This window comes from Neobacillus sp. PVCKKU3 (assembly GCF_058323225.1).
The window spans coordinates 21,155-35,175 of sequence record NZ_JBLVQN010000022.1 but is presented as its reverse complement, the minus strand read 5'-3'; the positions used below and the strand labels follow the sequence as shown (position 1 = coordinate 35,175).

The 14,021-nt window shown below is 40.9% G+C and carries 13 protein-coding genes; 2 read left to right on the top strand and 11 right to left on the bottom strand.

Annotation, left to right across the window (positions count from 1 at the left end):
* The first annotated feature begins 30 nt into the window (after positions 1-30).
* Positions 31-1,755, top strand: coding sequence for an AAA family ATPase (locus ACNQGS_RS15865; RefSeq protein WP_491488153.1), 1,725 nt, complete (start codon positions 31-33; stop codon positions 1,753-1,755).
* Positions 1,756-1,815: 60 nt separating this feature from the next.
* On the opposite strand, the gene ACNQGS_RS15860 is transcribed toward ACNQGS_RS15865, so the two are convergent.
* The 4 genes from ACNQGS_RS15860 to phaQ all read right to left on the bottom strand — a co-directional run bounded on the left by ACNQGS_RS15860 (position 1,816) and on the right by phaQ (position 3,313).
* On the bottom strand, positions 1,816-1,947 hold the full coding sequence (locus ACNQGS_RS15860) for a YjcZ family sporulation protein (RefSeq protein ID WP_213140942.1): 132 nt from the start codon (positions 1,945-1,947) through the stop codon (positions 1,816-1,818).
* A gap of 21 nt (positions 1,948-1,968) precedes the next feature.
* Positions 1,969-2,064 (bottom strand): YjcZ family sporulation protein, encoded by a 96-nt coding sequence (locus ACNQGS_RS15855; RefSeq protein WP_213116542.1) that lies wholly within the window; start codon positions 2,062-2,064, stop codon positions 1,969-1,971.
* Between the two features lie 228 nt (positions 2,065-2,292).
* Positions 2,293-2,895, bottom strand: a complete 603-nt coding sequence (locus ACNQGS_RS15850) for a hypothetical protein (protein ID WP_213140944.1) — start codon at positions 2,893-2,895, stop codon at positions 2,293-2,295.
* Positions 2,876-3,313: a poly-beta-hydroxybutyrate-responsive repressor gene (gene phaQ / locus ACNQGS_RS15845; protein ID WP_213140945.1), complete on the bottom strand. Its 438-nt coding sequence runs from the start codon at positions 3,311-3,313 to the stop codon at positions 2,876-2,878. The genes ACNQGS_RS15850 and phaQ overlap by 20 nt, the downstream gene beginning before the upstream one ends.
* A gap of 146 nt (positions 3,314-3,459) precedes the next feature.
* On the opposite strand from phaQ, the gene ACNQGS_RS15840 reads away from it, so the two are divergent.
* Positions 3,460-4,242: an alpha/beta fold hydrolase gene (locus ACNQGS_RS15840; RefSeq protein ID WP_491488152.1), complete on the top strand. Its 783-nt coding sequence runs from the start codon at positions 3,460-3,462 to the stop codon at positions 4,240-4,242.
* A 74-nt stretch (positions 4,243-4,316) separates the two neighbouring features.
* On the opposite strand, the gene ACNQGS_RS15835 is transcribed toward ACNQGS_RS15840, so the two are convergent.
* From ACNQGS_RS15835 to ACNQGS_RS15805, 7 genes are all read right to left on the bottom strand, one after another.
* Positions 4,317-5,396: an alpha/beta fold hydrolase gene (locus ACNQGS_RS15835; RefSeq protein ID WP_491488151.1), complete on the bottom strand. Its 1,080-nt coding sequence runs from the start codon at positions 5,394-5,396 to the stop codon at positions 4,317-4,319.
* Between the two features lie 20 nt (positions 5,397-5,416).
* On the bottom strand, positions 5,417-6,148 hold the full coding sequence (locus ACNQGS_RS15830) for a hypothetical protein (protein ID WP_491488150.1): 732 nt from the start codon (positions 6,146-6,148) through the stop codon (positions 5,417-5,419).
* Positions 6,149-6,166: 18 nt separating this feature from the next.
* Complete coding sequence (locus ACNQGS_RS15825) at positions 6,167-6,781, bottom strand: hypothetical protein (RefSeq protein ID WP_491488149.1); 615 nt, start codon at positions 6,779-6,781, stop codon at positions 6,167-6,169.
* 29 nt (positions 6,782-6,810) lie between these two features.
* A complete protein-coding gene (gene adhE, locus ACNQGS_RS15820; RefSeq protein WP_491488148.1) occupies positions 6,811-9,414 on the bottom strand; it encodes a bifunctional acetaldehyde-CoA/alcohol dehydrogenase in 2,604 nt (867 codons plus the stop codon).
* A 196-nt stretch (positions 9,415-9,610) separates the two neighbouring features.
* On the bottom strand, positions 9,611-12,364 hold the full coding sequence (gene ppc, locus ACNQGS_RS15815) for a phosphoenolpyruvate carboxylase (RefSeq protein WP_491488147.1): 2,754 nt from the start codon (positions 12,362-12,364) through the stop codon (positions 9,611-9,613).
* 161 nt (positions 12,365-12,525) lie between these two features.
* Entirely contained in the window at positions 12,526-13,404 is an 879-nt protein-coding gene (locus ACNQGS_RS15810) for a cadherin-like beta sandwich domain-containing protein (protein ID WP_491488146.1), read from the bottom strand.
* 129 nt (positions 13,405-13,533) lie between these two features.
* Positions 13,534-13,983 carry an SRPBCC family protein gene (locus tag ACNQGS_RS15805; protein ID WP_213140954.1) on the bottom strand — a complete coding sequence of 150 codons (450 nt, stop codon included), beginning with the start codon at positions 13,981-13,983 and terminating at the stop codon, positions 13,534-13,536.
* Positions 13,984-14,021 lie beyond the last annotated feature (38 nt).

The window sequence follows — 14,021 nt, the reverse complement described above, 5'->3', positions numbered from 1 at the left end:
GTTGTACTTCTGTTAAAGGAGGAATAGCCCATGAATCAAAGCAAAAAAACAGTTTCAAAAAAGTTCTTTCCGCTGTTCGCAGCATTTATTATAGTTATTGCCGGAATTATTTGGTTCGTTCAATCAACAACTAACCAAGTATCTATACCGTTTTCGTCTGTAGAAAAAATTATTCAAGAGCAAAACGGGAAAACAGTCACCATAACAGAACAATCCGATGGAAGTCTCTTTATAAAAGCAGGCAAATCCGAATATGTTTCCCAAGTTCCCCCTAATAGCCAAATGGTGGATAAACTGGTTGAGAAATATAATATCAAATATTCCTTTTCTTCAAGCAGCCGCTATGGTAAATGGATCATGGCTGGAGTCCTTCTTTTATTAGGAGGTGCTGTCTACGCTGTCCAAAAAACAAAGGGCGGCATCGGCTTAGGAAATTCCATGAAAAACAGCGTCGCAAAAGCCCAACCTCTGCCAAACATCAGTTTAAAGGATGTAGGCGGTCTAGGCGATGAAATGAAAGAAGAGATATTGCAAACTTTGACAACATTAAAGGATAAGGAAAGAGCGTTAAAGCTTGGGATTAAACCACCGAAAGGAATCCTGTTATACGGACCCCCTGGAACCGGAAAAACCTTGCTTGCGCAAGCAATTGCCCATGAGCTGAATGCTTCGTTTTTCTCTGCCAGCGGGTCAGCGTTTAATGAATTATTTGTCGGCGTTGGTGCAAGCCGTGTCCGCTCCTTGTTTCAGGCGGCCAGAAAACAGCGTCCTGCTGTCATTTTTATCGATGAAGTAGATGCCCTTGCAGGCAGACGTAAAGCCCATGGCGGTGAAGAAGGAGAAAAAACATTAACTGAACTTCTTGTCCAGCTTGACGGCGGCCATTCCAATGACGGCATTTTATTTATTGCCGCTACAAACAGAAAAGATATGCTTGATGAAGCATTCTTGCGTCCAGGGAGAATAGATTTCTCATTCCATGTTCCGCTGCCTGATACAAAAGGACGCAGGGAAATCATTGACATTCATTCAAAAGGAAAAGCGATTGCCAAAGAAGTCCTTACGTCATTAGATGGTTTAGCGGAAAGTACTTCCGGGTTTTCCGGAGCAGAGCTGTTTTCATTATTTGAATCAGCAAGCCGTCATGCAGTTCGTAATGGGCGTGATATGATTCAAAAACAGGACTTAGATTATGCTCTTGACCGAACCATTTTAGGAAGTACTTCAAGGCCGTTGCAGGATTATGAGACAAAGCGGCGGGTAGCCATCCACGAAGCCGGGCACGCCCTTGTTGCTTCTGTAACAAAACCGGGTTCAGTCAGAAAAGCGACGATTATTCCACGGGGTGAAGCCTTGGGGTATGTAGCACCAATTCCGAAAGAATTGAATTTATCTACAACTAGCGACCTGCTTGACCGAGTTGCCATGATATTAGCCGGCGGTACCGCCGAAAGGATGTTTCTTGGTGAACACAGTATCGGTGTATCCGGCGATGTGCAACAGGCTAAACATATTATTGAACAAATGGTTGAAACCGGAATGCTTCAGGACGGCTTTACGCTAACCTTTAGTAAACCGGATAAAGAAATCAAAATGCAAGAACTGTTTGCAAAGGGTATAGAGAAAGCAGAAAAATTAATCGAAAGCCATCAAGAGCAGTATCTGCTATTGGTGGATGCATTATTAAAAAAGGAAACTTTGGAAGGGCATGAAGTCGACGAAATTATTTGTGCGAAAATGAATGTAGCCGGCTAACATACAAAACCCGCTTGGGAAACCAAGCGGGTTTTTTGGGCTAATTACCCATTCATTTTCTTAATAGTAGCAAGCTGCTCCTACAATAATCAAGAGGATAAATAACACCACGATTAAAGTGAAGCCACCATAGCCATAGCCAAAGCCGCCGTATCCACAGCCGCCATAGCCAAAACCGCCATATCCAAACATACTTTTTACCTCCTTATATTTTTATATAACCCAAGAAGCCCCTACAATGATTAACAAAATGAACAGAACCACGATTAGGGCAAATCCTGCTCCGTAGCCACCTGCTACACCAGTCATTTAACATTACCTCCTTTTTTGAATTCCATATATCCTATTCACCTAGATAAAAATGTGCAATAGACACTTATCCCTATTACCCAGATTTGTAAAAAAGGAAAAGCCCATTCTTAGAAAGTAAATGGGCTTAAAGTAAAAAAGCCACAACTCCCTGTAAATAGAGAGTGCGGCTTTAATTCAGGTAAATACACATTCTGTAATAATCCTTTGCTGCAGATATCCTAGTAGTTAATTCGTTTTAACAAGCTCTTTCAAACTATTCTTCCCGCGTTCAACTAAATCAAGATGGGTATTACGTGCCAATTTAACGTATTCCTTTCTAACTTGCAGCCACGCATTTCTGCGGTCGCGAGCATAGCCAATTCCTGCTTCAGTATTTTTCACAAAATTGTCTTCCATTTGTTCGACAAATTGGAAAAAGGTTTTAACTGGAGTCAAAGCCAATATCTCCAATTGGCTGGAAACTTCGCTAAGCTGCTTTTTAAGTTCTTCCCGATCGTTATTTGGCACTGCCTCAGCCTTTGCATCCTCTTTTCGTAAATTAACTTGCTGGGCAACCTCAGATACCATTTCTTTGTTTGTTTTTCTTGCCTGGTCATATAATTTCGCAACGGATTTTCTATATTGCTTATTGAACTTGATGACTTCCTTTACAGAATTAAGGTAGGCATCCTCCCGGCTCTCCCTTAGCTTCCGTGCCCGTTCCTGGGAAAGCTCATATTGTTCCCAAAAAGTGTTAACAAACGAAACTTCAGCAATAGATTCCTCCGCAGCTTGTGGAACTGTTTTTACGTCGACTTCAGGAATCGCTTCAATCTTCTTCTGCGCCATCGTCCTTCCTCCTCTTACGATTATTTACTTTCTCTATTGCATCCTTCTTTTGGAAAGAAGGAATATAGAGCTCAAGGACACTGGTATACATTTTGAAAAATTGATCAAGGAGTGATTGATACGTTTCTAGTTGATTGGCATATCCTTTTAAGTATGTAATACCAGCTTTTGTAATGGAATACCTTCTTTTGGCAGGCCCTGCACCAGTTGTATCCCATTCAGATGAAACCAAATCTTCTTTTTCTAATTGTCTTAACATTCTGTACAGGTTTCCTTGATCCAAAGTTTTAAAGCCAAATGACTCCAGCTTTTGACTCAATTCATACCCATGCAGAGATACCCTGCTAAGAAGCAATAAAATAAATGGCAGCACAAAATTTTTTGATGGATTGACTGATTGATTATCTTGGTTTACCATGTCTTTATCACCTCACCTATATGTATTTTACACCTATCAGTAATATTTTGTCAATCTTGTCAATAAATATTACTAAATGCTGAATAAACCTGTTTACAATTTTACCAACTTGGATATAAACTATTAAAAATGAAAGGTGGTGTAAAATGGAAAAAGCAAAGGTTAGCAAATTGGGTGTTCCTTATTTACATTTAGGTAAAGGCGAGCCATTAGTGTTTATTCATGGTCTAGGTGAGATAAAGGAGGGGTGGCAGCACCAATTTGAATTTGCCGATGAATATGAATTAATTATTCCAGACCTGAGAGGCCACGGGGAATGCACCAAGACCGATGGAATCACGATCCAGAATTTTGCTGCAGACATTATCAGCCTATTGAAGGAGTTAAAAATTGAAAACGCTCACATTGTTGGATTATCAATGGGTGGAGCCGTTGCACAGGAAATCTACCGCCAGTCGCCCTCTATCTGCCGTTCTCTCATGCTAGTAAGTACATTCCACTACTTTCCAAATAAACTCAAACGCCTACTATTCGAAAATCGAAAAGCAAAGTTTCAGAAAGTCGCTTCTGCCGGGAAAGAATCAGAATATTTAGCCCGAATGGCCCTGTATTCCTGGGATAAGGAAACTGTTAAACAATTCAACCAACTTTTTCGACCTAAACATGAGATTTTTATTGAATCATTGAAAGCTTGCCTGGAAGTGAATAATTTATCATTACTGCCAACAATTGAAGTTCCAACCCTTATAATTGGCGGACAATATGATTCTGTATTGCCGGTTTGGATACAGGCATGGATGCATAAGTTAATACCAAACTCAAAATTCATTATTATGAGGAATACCGGCCATCTTGCCAAACTCGAAGCAAAAGACCGGTTTAACCTTCTCTTACGTGAATTCCTCAACCAGCATCGTAATGCCGGATAAATTTATATTAGCCGGGAAGGATGGGGCCCCCACCCCGTTCCTCCCGTTAATAAATTTATTCTCGTCCTTGGAAATTATGAGCGAACTTCTTGTAAATCATGTGAACGAGTGGATAACCATGGGTCCATTATTTCTGCGAAAACTCCTGTGAGCACAAGAGAAACATGGCCGCCTTCATATACTTCATATGTCTTATCCTCACTTGAAACAAGGTCCATAATCGGCAGACTTTGCTTTTCAGCAATTAAAGTATCGCGCGAACAAGAGAACACAAACAACGGGCATTTAATATTCTTTAAATCTACTTTCCTGCCATCCATCACTAATTCACCTTGTAACAATTTGTTTTCTTTATAAAAATCATTAAAAAATTGCTTAAAGGCGGCACCCGTAAATGCCTGAGCATCCTTCGTCCATTTATCCATCCGGCGCCATTTTTCAACATATTTCTCATCATGGGCGCGGGTATATAGGTTGGCCATTGTGGCCGCGTTTAACGGTGTGATCAGCTTAAACATCAAGTAAAGGAACTCGGATGGAAGGGTTTGATAAGCATTGGCAAAGCGGTCAAAGCTTAGTTCACCATTTTGAATCCCATCCAGCCATTTTTGCGGTACAGTTCCTATGCTAAAATCAATTGGGACTGCGGCTAATACTAAATTCTTAATTGGCAAGCTTGTAATAGAGGCAAGAATAGCAGCCATTGTCCCGCCTAAACAATATCCCATTAAGGATATTTCTTTTGCACCAGAATGCCTTATTGCCCGTTTAAGTGCGTTTTCCAAATAATCGATAATATAGTTTTCTAAAGTAAGATCAGCATCTTCCAGGCCCGGAGTACCCCAATCCAGCAGGTAAACATCGTATCCTCTTTCCGTTAATCCGCCAACCACGCTGCTGCCTTCTCCTACATCCAAAATGTACACTTTGTTCAAAAGCGAATATACAAGAAATACTGGTACGGCATGCTTCTTTTCCTTTGCAGGATGATACCATAAAGTCGTTTTATTTTTTTTCCATACACTTTTTCTAGGTGTAGGGATGATATCCGGCTTTGGCTCAGTCATAACTTTATAAAGCTGATTCCATCGTTTCATTTCCTTCTCGATATTTAAAAGCGGTAAAAAACTTTTTGTCGAAACTCTAGTACTCATTTACCAATACCCCCTTTACGTTATTTTGTGGTGCTGGCCCCTGGCAGGACCAGCTCTTTTTCCGGTTCCTTTTTTTGTTTTCTTTCTTTCTCATTTCCCATTAATTCCTTTAATGAGGCAATTTCCCTTTTTAGTTCAGCCAATTGGGCAATCTCCTGCCTTAGTTCCTCCAAACCGCTATCTATTTTTGGCGGTTCTTGATGGGTGAGAGAATCTTTAAGTTCTGCTTGAATTGCCTTTAGTCCCTCAAGCTCCTTGCGCATTTCCTGGAGGTTCACCTGGAGGATTTTGATATCAACAAAACCCTGCCGTAAATCTTGAAGATCTGTCTTAATCTTTTTCGTTTCTGCCAGCTCTTCTTTTGTTTTCAGTGATTCAGCTTTCATTAGATTGATAGTGTTGATTATCTCTTGAAGGAAAATCAAATTTTCTTTACTAAAGCTTGCCAAACCGTCTTGTAAATTCCATACCTGTTCTTCTAAACTATCAAATTTTTCTTCAGCCTGAATCGACATTTTTGCCGCGTTTGCGACATCCTTTTTGGTTGGAATATTCATTAATGCAGCAATAAACTCCTGATTTTTTCGCAGCCTTTCCATATATCGCGAATGCAGGTCAAGTCCTATATTTGCCGTGCGGACAAATTCTTTGTTGTCAGTCGCCTTAAATAAAACATCCATTAATTGTTTTTCCCACATTTCACTTAACAGTTTATAACCTGCAAATAGATCATAGGTTTTTTCTTTAGACATGCCGCCTCACTCCTTGTATTAAAATTTTCTAATCGTACTTCTCTCCAGATATTTGTTAAGCGGAAAAACGAACGTACTGATTTGTTTGGAAAATAAGTTTACAAACACTTTTTGATTTTCATAGACTAGATTTCCAGCCTGTTTTAAAGTTGTAAGATATCGGCTTCTTGCCTTTTTTCTTAGCGAAATATACTGTTCGATCATTGCAAAATATTTATCTGCTGCCTCCGTATTAGTTATAAACTGGCATGGCCTGTTAAGAAGTGACAGTGTTTTTTGATGAATGCGCTCGAGTTGCTCATTTATTTCTTTAAAGGACTTAATCGGGAAAAAGTGTGCTAGACTGGTTGTTGACATAAAAAATTCATCGCGTGCTGTTTTTTCCCATTGAGCAAATTCCTTTGTAAATTTATCAGTGATATCTTTCATATCTGCTTGGCTTCGTCCTACACTATCTGCAAATAGCTTAGCTCTCTTCAAAAATACCTCGTCTTCGAATTCAGCACGTTTTGCCCATTCATCCATTTTCCTAAAAGCTGCACGCCAGAGCAGGTCTAAACCGCTGCCCTCGAGCTGAATATGCTCTTCGCCTACTGTTCTGGTTTCCTGTTTTTGCTCCATTTCCTCCGACAATTTTTTCTCCCTCCATTGACTGACTTTATTTAGACACCTTTGTATGCTAGAAGATAGATTTCTGCTAATTCAGTTACTAGAGGCATTTTTGGATTGGCAATTGTATCCTGATCGTCAAATGCCCGTTCAGCAAGTTCTGATAATTTGCTTTCAAATTCATCTTTCCTAACACCAGACGCTTCTATGCTCATTGATATATCCAATTCCTCAGCAAGTTCAACGATTGCTGCGATTAAGCTTTTCACTCCCTCTTCGGTCGTGCTTGCAGGCAGGCCAAGCATTTTGGCAATTTCCGCATAACGTACATCCGCAATAAAGTGTTCATATTTAGGGAAAGTCATTAATTTATTGGGCTTCATCGCGTTAAAGCGGATGACATGCGGCAGCATGATGGCATTGGCCCGTCCATGAGGAATATTAAATTCCGCACCAATGACATGAGCAAGACTGTGATTAATACCTAAGAAAGCATTGCCAAATGCCATACCGGCAATCGTAGCCGCATTATGCATTTTTTCACGGGCAAGTTCATCGCTTCCATCCCTGTATGCCTTTGGCAGATATTCAAAGACCAACTGAATAGCCTTCATTGCAAGTCCATCCGTATAATCATTGGCTAGAACCGATACATAGGCTTCAATCGCGTGTGTTAATACATCCATGCCCGTATCCGCTGTTACATGTTTAGGAACAGTCATGACAAACTGTGGATCGACAATGGCAACATCTGGTGTCAGCTGCGCATCAACCATTGGATATTTTATATTAGCCTTTTTATCTGAAATAACGGAGGCGGATGTTACCTCGGATCCAGTACCGGATGTGGTTGGGATCGCAATAAAATTCGCCTTAGTTCGAAGAGCCGGGAATTTAACCACTCGCTTGTTCGGATCAAAGAATTTATGGGTCAGGCTCTTGAAATCTGTGTCTGGGTGTTCATAAAACAGCCACATGGCTTTGGCAGCATCCATGACCGAACCTCCGCCAAGGGCGATAATACAATCAGGCTGGAACTTTTTCATCCGTTCTGCACCGGCCATCACCGTTTCAATACTTGGGTCCTGTTCAATCTCCCAGAAAATATCACAAAGAACATTGTTCGGATTCTTTTTTAAGTAATACTGCACCTTTTCGACATAGCCATTCTTTAGCGGGCTTTCGCTGGTCACAATAAACGCTTTTGAAATACTGGGAACGGCCGCAAGTGTTTGAACCGAATTCTTCTCAAAGAAAATCTGTGATGGAACTTTAAACCACTGTGTCATAGTTCTTCTTTTGGCTACTTTTTTGATATTGAGTAAATTTGCTGCTCCCACATTCTGTGACACAGAATTCCCTCCATATGTTCCGCATCCGATGGTTAAGGACGGTAAAGATGTATTATAGATGTCGCCGATTGCCCCGTGCGTGGATGGTGTATTGACAATAATCCTGCCAGCTTTCATTCTTTGCGAAAATGTATCAACCACATCCTGATTGGAAGTGTGAATCGCTGCCGAATGCCCAAGACCGCCATATTCAAGTGTCTCTTCAGCAACAAGAATTCCTTCTGCAAAACTATTGACCTTGTAGCACGCTAATATCGGGCTTAATTTTTCACAGGATAGTGGATACTGCGGCCCCACACCATCCAACTCGGCAAGTAGAATCTTTGTATTGAGCGGCACATTGATTCCAGCCATTTTTGCAATCATATAAGCAGGAAGACCGACAATCATTGGGTTAAGCTCTTTTGTTCTTGGATCAATTGTAGCGCTTTCGAGCAATTGCTTTTCTTCGCCATTGAGAAAATAGCAGTGATTGGCGATCAACTCCTGTCTTACTTCATCATAAATTTCTTGATCAATGATAAGAGCTTGTTCGGAAGCACAAATCATACCGTTGTCAAAGGTCTTTGACAAAATTAAGTCATTGACTGCACGTTTAATGTTGGCCGATTTTTCAATATAACAAGGTACATTTCCGGCACCAACACCTAGTGCAGGCTTTCCTGAGCTGTATGCTGCCTTCACTAGATTCGGGCCGCCGGTTGCAAGGATGAGCGATATCTGCGGATGTTTCATTAGGGCCTGAAAGGCTTCATGTGAAGGTACCTCTATCCACTGGATGCAATTCCTTGGAGCGCCAGCCTTTTCAGCCGCTTCGCTAAGTAGCTGGGCTGTTATTGTACAGCATTTTTGAGCATATCGTGGAAATGCAAAGATAATTGGATTCCTAGTTTTAAGTGAAATCAACGATTTAAATATGACTGTTGAGGTCGGATTGGTGATGGGGATAACACCGGCAATGACACCCACCGGTTCGGCAATTTCGACCATCCCTTCATTATCATTTTCGGCAATGACTCCCACCGTTTTCATATCCCTGATGTTGTTGTAAATCATTTCAGTGGCAAACATGTTTTTAAAAACTTTGTCTTCGTAAAGCCCTCTTTGTGTTTCTTTAACTGCAAGCTTGGCAAAATACTTGTGGTTTTCAAGTGCAGCTAGAGCCATCTGTTTAACAATTTCGTCCACCATTTCCTGATTAAAACAGCGGAATTCATTCAGTGCTTTCACGCCTTTTTTTGCTAATTCATCGATCATTGCATAAACCTGATGTTTCTCCTGGACAACTTTTTCTTTTACCGCCATGTAGACATCCCTCCGGTAATAGGATTATGGAATCACTCCTTTTCCCCTCTGCATAAATATAGCACGTGACTTTTTTCGATTTTGTCGAATTTTGCGACAAAATGAATGAACAGCCATTCATTTTACAAATGTTCACAAAAAGTTCAAAAAGGTTCAAAAAAAGCCACAAACCCTAAAATAGGTTTGTGGCTAAAAATCAACCTGTATTACGCAAACCGGCGGAGATACCGCTAATGGTCAAGAGAACTTCCGTCAAAACAGCAGCGTCAGGCTCGTCCTGTTTTCTAAGTTCTTTTATTAATTCGACCTGAAGGAAATTAAGCGGGTCGACATACGGATTGCGGCGGAACACAGATTCTTTTATGTTCGGTGTATGGTCAAGTAATTCTTGGTCCCCCGTAATTTTCAAAAGAATCGCTTTTGTTTTCTCATATTCTTCGAATATATTTGTAAAAATTCTTTCAGCAATCGTTTTATCTTCAACAAGTGTTAAATATTCTTTAGCTGTTGTAATATCAGCCTTCATAAGAGCCATTTGCAGGTTATCAATCGTTGATTGGAAGAAAGGCCACTTCAGATACATTTCCTTTAGCAGCTTTAAGTTTTGCTCACTGCCTGATGCAAAAGCTTCCAGACCTGATCCTGCCGCATACCACCCCGGAAGGAGTTGTCTGCTTTGGGTCCAAGCAAAAACCCATGGAATCGCTCGCAGGTCTTCAAATCGTCCTTGGTTTTTACGGCTCATTGGTCTTGAGCCAATGTTTAATGCACCCACTTCCCTTAGTGGTGTTGCAGATTGAAAATAGGTTAGGAAATCGGGATCCTCAAAGACAAGAGATTGATATTTAGCAAGAGCAGCATTTGATATTTCTTCAATTGCTTTTTCCCATGACGCCTCCCGCATTTCTCCTTCTTCCGTAACATGCGCTGCGGCAAGAATCAGGGTCGATACAGCCTGCTCCAAGCTTCTGTAGGCGATATCCTCAAGGAGGTATCTCGAAGATAAAACCTCACCCTGCTCGGTAATTTTAACGCCGTCACCAATTGTTTCAGCCGGCTGTGATAAAAGGCTTTTGTTTAAAGGACCGCCGCCGCGGCCTAATGAACCGCCGCGCCCATGGAAGAATTTCAGGCTGATTTGATATTTTTTGGCCATCTCATGAATTTCAACCTGTGCTTTATAAAGCTTCCAGTTTGCAGTCAGCGTGCCGCCGTCTTTGCTGCCATCAGAATAGCCGAGCATAATTTCCTGCTGATTCCGCAAGCACTGCAAATGATTGCGGTAAACTGGCATATTGAAAAGTTCTTCCATAATAAGTGAACCGGCAGTTAGATCATCAATGGTCTCCAATAGTGGAGCAACATTTAAATGGCTTGTCAACGTCCCATCCGCATGAAGACGATAGAGTCCAGCTTCTTTGGCTAAAACTAAAACTTCCAATAAATCACTCGGTGATTTAGTCATGCTTACCAGATAAACTGTAATTGCTCTTTGTCCAAATTCTTCATGAGCGTTTTTAATCATCTGAAACACTTTAATCATTTCCTGTGTTTCCGTGGAGTAATCCTCATGTAATAAAAGGAGCGGCCGGGGATCAAGGAGAATCCTCTGCAATATTTCTAATTTTTCTGTTTCGCTTAGTGCTGCATAGTTTTCAGTGATGCCCACTTTTCCAAGTATCTCAGTTATAGCGGCCTCATGCTCCCCGCTATGATTTCTAATATCAAGTGTGGCTAAATGGAAACCAAACAGCTGGACCTGACGCATCAATTTTTCAATGTTCCCGAGTTCGTGGCGGGCAGGGTGATTCTGCTTTAAGCTTCTTTTGATTAAAAACAGATCTTCCAGCAATTCTTCCGCACTGCTGTAACCTACTTCAGATTTCCCAGTCTGCTTGACCCGCTCAATTATAATGGCGAAAGCCCGACGGTATACCTCCGCTTGGACCGGCCATTTTTTATCTTCTGTCAAATAGAAATCTTCTTTTTCATCAATATATTTCAGCAGTTCTTCGCTGACCTTTACCCTTGAGGTGGAATGGCTGTAGCGTTTCATTAAATCTACTAAAACATTTTTATATTTTTTCAAGACAAGGCGTCTTTGCCGGCCCAATGTTTCCCAGGTTACATCATGGGTAACGTTCGGATTACCATCCCGATCCCCACCAATCCATGACCCGAACCTCAAGAAATTTGGAACATCCCAGGAGGTTTCAGGATAATATTTCTCGAGACTATCCGAAACCTCTTGATGGATATCAGGGAGGACTTCAAATAATGTCTGATCAAAATAATACAGCCCATTTCTAACCTCATCCATTACGGTTGGTTTATTTTCCCGCAATTCATCGGTCTGCCAAAGAATAGCGACTTCATTAAACAAACTTTCTTCGAGCTTTTTTTGTTCCCTGCCTGAAAGAAGTGGATGATCAAGATTTTTTAGAATTTCAGCAATCCGCTGTTGTATTTCAAGAATGGAACGCTTTGTTGCCTCTGTTGGATGTGCCGTAATAACAAGCTCAAGGGATATGCTTTGCAGCACATTTTGAATAGTATGCAAGTTAATGTTATTTTCTTTCAGTGAAAGGATTGCACTTTCAATTGAAGCAGGCTGGACGATGTTGTCACTTTGAAGCTGATATTGCCTGCGCCTGCGGATTCGGTGGTTTTGCTCAGCAACATTTATTAAATGGAAATACATAGAAAATGCCCGGATTACCTGCTTGCGCATTGGTGGGGTCAAGGTAACGATTTCCTGTTTTAATGCAGAATAAATTTCTTCGTCAAAGTGAATTCTTAGTGATTTGGCCATAAGTCTTATTTTTTCAACTTTCTCATATAGCTCCTGGCCACCGTGGTTCACCAGAATCTCACCTAGCATTTTGCCAAGTAGTTTAACATCGCGACGCAACGGAAGACTGCTGTCTTTTTTCATCAAATCTGCTGTCATTCTCTCACCTTCCCTTTAATCATGTGATGTACTAAAATTTTTATTTATAAATATATCATATCTTCAGAAATTTGTTAAAAGATAAATTTCTTTTTTTAATGGAAAAAATTTCAAGAAAAAAATAAAAACCTGCGAAGGCAGGCTTTTTGAGTATGTGATATTTATTTATCAAAGACGAGTACATAGGTTTTCCGGTCACTGTCGTTATATGTGACGACGACGGAAATAATTGTTTTATTATCATTGTCAAGCTGGACTGTTTTGTTAGTTCCGCCTTCAATTTTTATTGAGGCTCCTTGAGATGCGGCGGCTGGGTGAATCGTCACGGCTGTTGTATCGCTTGGTACAGCAATATGGTATGTATACTCATCAGAAGTAAACGAACTATCCCATGTGCCTTCGGAGACCGTTAAAGCAGACAATTTAGCCTTGCTCACCGTTTGCTGCGTTGTTCCGCTCATAGCCTGTGTGGAAGACTGAGAAGCAATATTTGCATTTGTATTCGTACGTGTAAGGCTTGACTGAAAACTGGAATTAGTGCTGCTCAAAATGGTTGCTTGAGCAACATTGCCTGCAGCCGGGTTTGACGGATTTACAGCAGCGGCTGGAGTTACCGGTTCAACCTTTGCGGACCTGGTTACATGAACTGTATAGGTAGCTTCTGCATGATTGGCATCATAGATGATAATCTGAAAAATATTGTCACCAGACTGAAGTGAAAAAACAGCAGGTGTCCCGCTAAGAACAGATTGACCATTAATGGTGATGGCAGAGGCTGATTCATTCCCTTCTACCAGCATCTTTATGGTTTCAACTTCATTTACAACGGAAGCGGAGTATTCTTTTACATCTGCTGAGAACTCCTTGTCGAGCTTTACTCCGTCGAGTTCCAGTTTTGTCAATGCACTTGCTGTCTGGGGCTGTAGAGTTGTTTCAGTCGTTTCTGCATACACAACAGGTGTAAAATGGACCAAACTCATACCGGCCATAGCGGTAACAAGAAATAAATTTATACTTCTTTTAAGCCCTGTACTTAACATAAGCTGCTAATCCCCCTGTCTACTATCTGATTGATAGTGGATTTGGGACTAACATACCATGTCAAGCTTAAGATTACCTTAACTTTTAGATATGGCGAATTTCTTGTTTAATCGATATCAATGCACCCATTAAACAGATTTAACTTCCACAAGCTTTTCCGAAATAGCCTCCGCCATTTCTTTCACCGCTTCTGGGAGTGCAGTCTCCAGCTTCGAGTTCAGCGCTCCGGCCATCTTCCCAATAACGTTCACTTCAAGAAAGCCTGTTAATCTTGTTTTTTTTACGTTTATTGCCTTCGCTTCGAAAAATCCTTCGCCAGAATATTTTTCACTTTTTCCTTTTAAGGCAAAGCTGACTCTTATTGGTTCTTTCCATTCATTAATATCAATTATTAAACTGATTTTCTTCTTCATTATTCCAATATCGCTTTTAAACTCCCATGTGGACCTATGCTCATTTAGCTTTTCGTGTTGAATATAGTTCGGCACAAGCGGTGCCCAATTGTCCATATCCTTTACAAAGTCCCAAATCACATCAATTGGCAAATCCAGTTCGACCTGATGCATTCCGCTAGGCATAATCTCCCTCTCCCCTTCAAAGTAAAAGACCTTCAGTG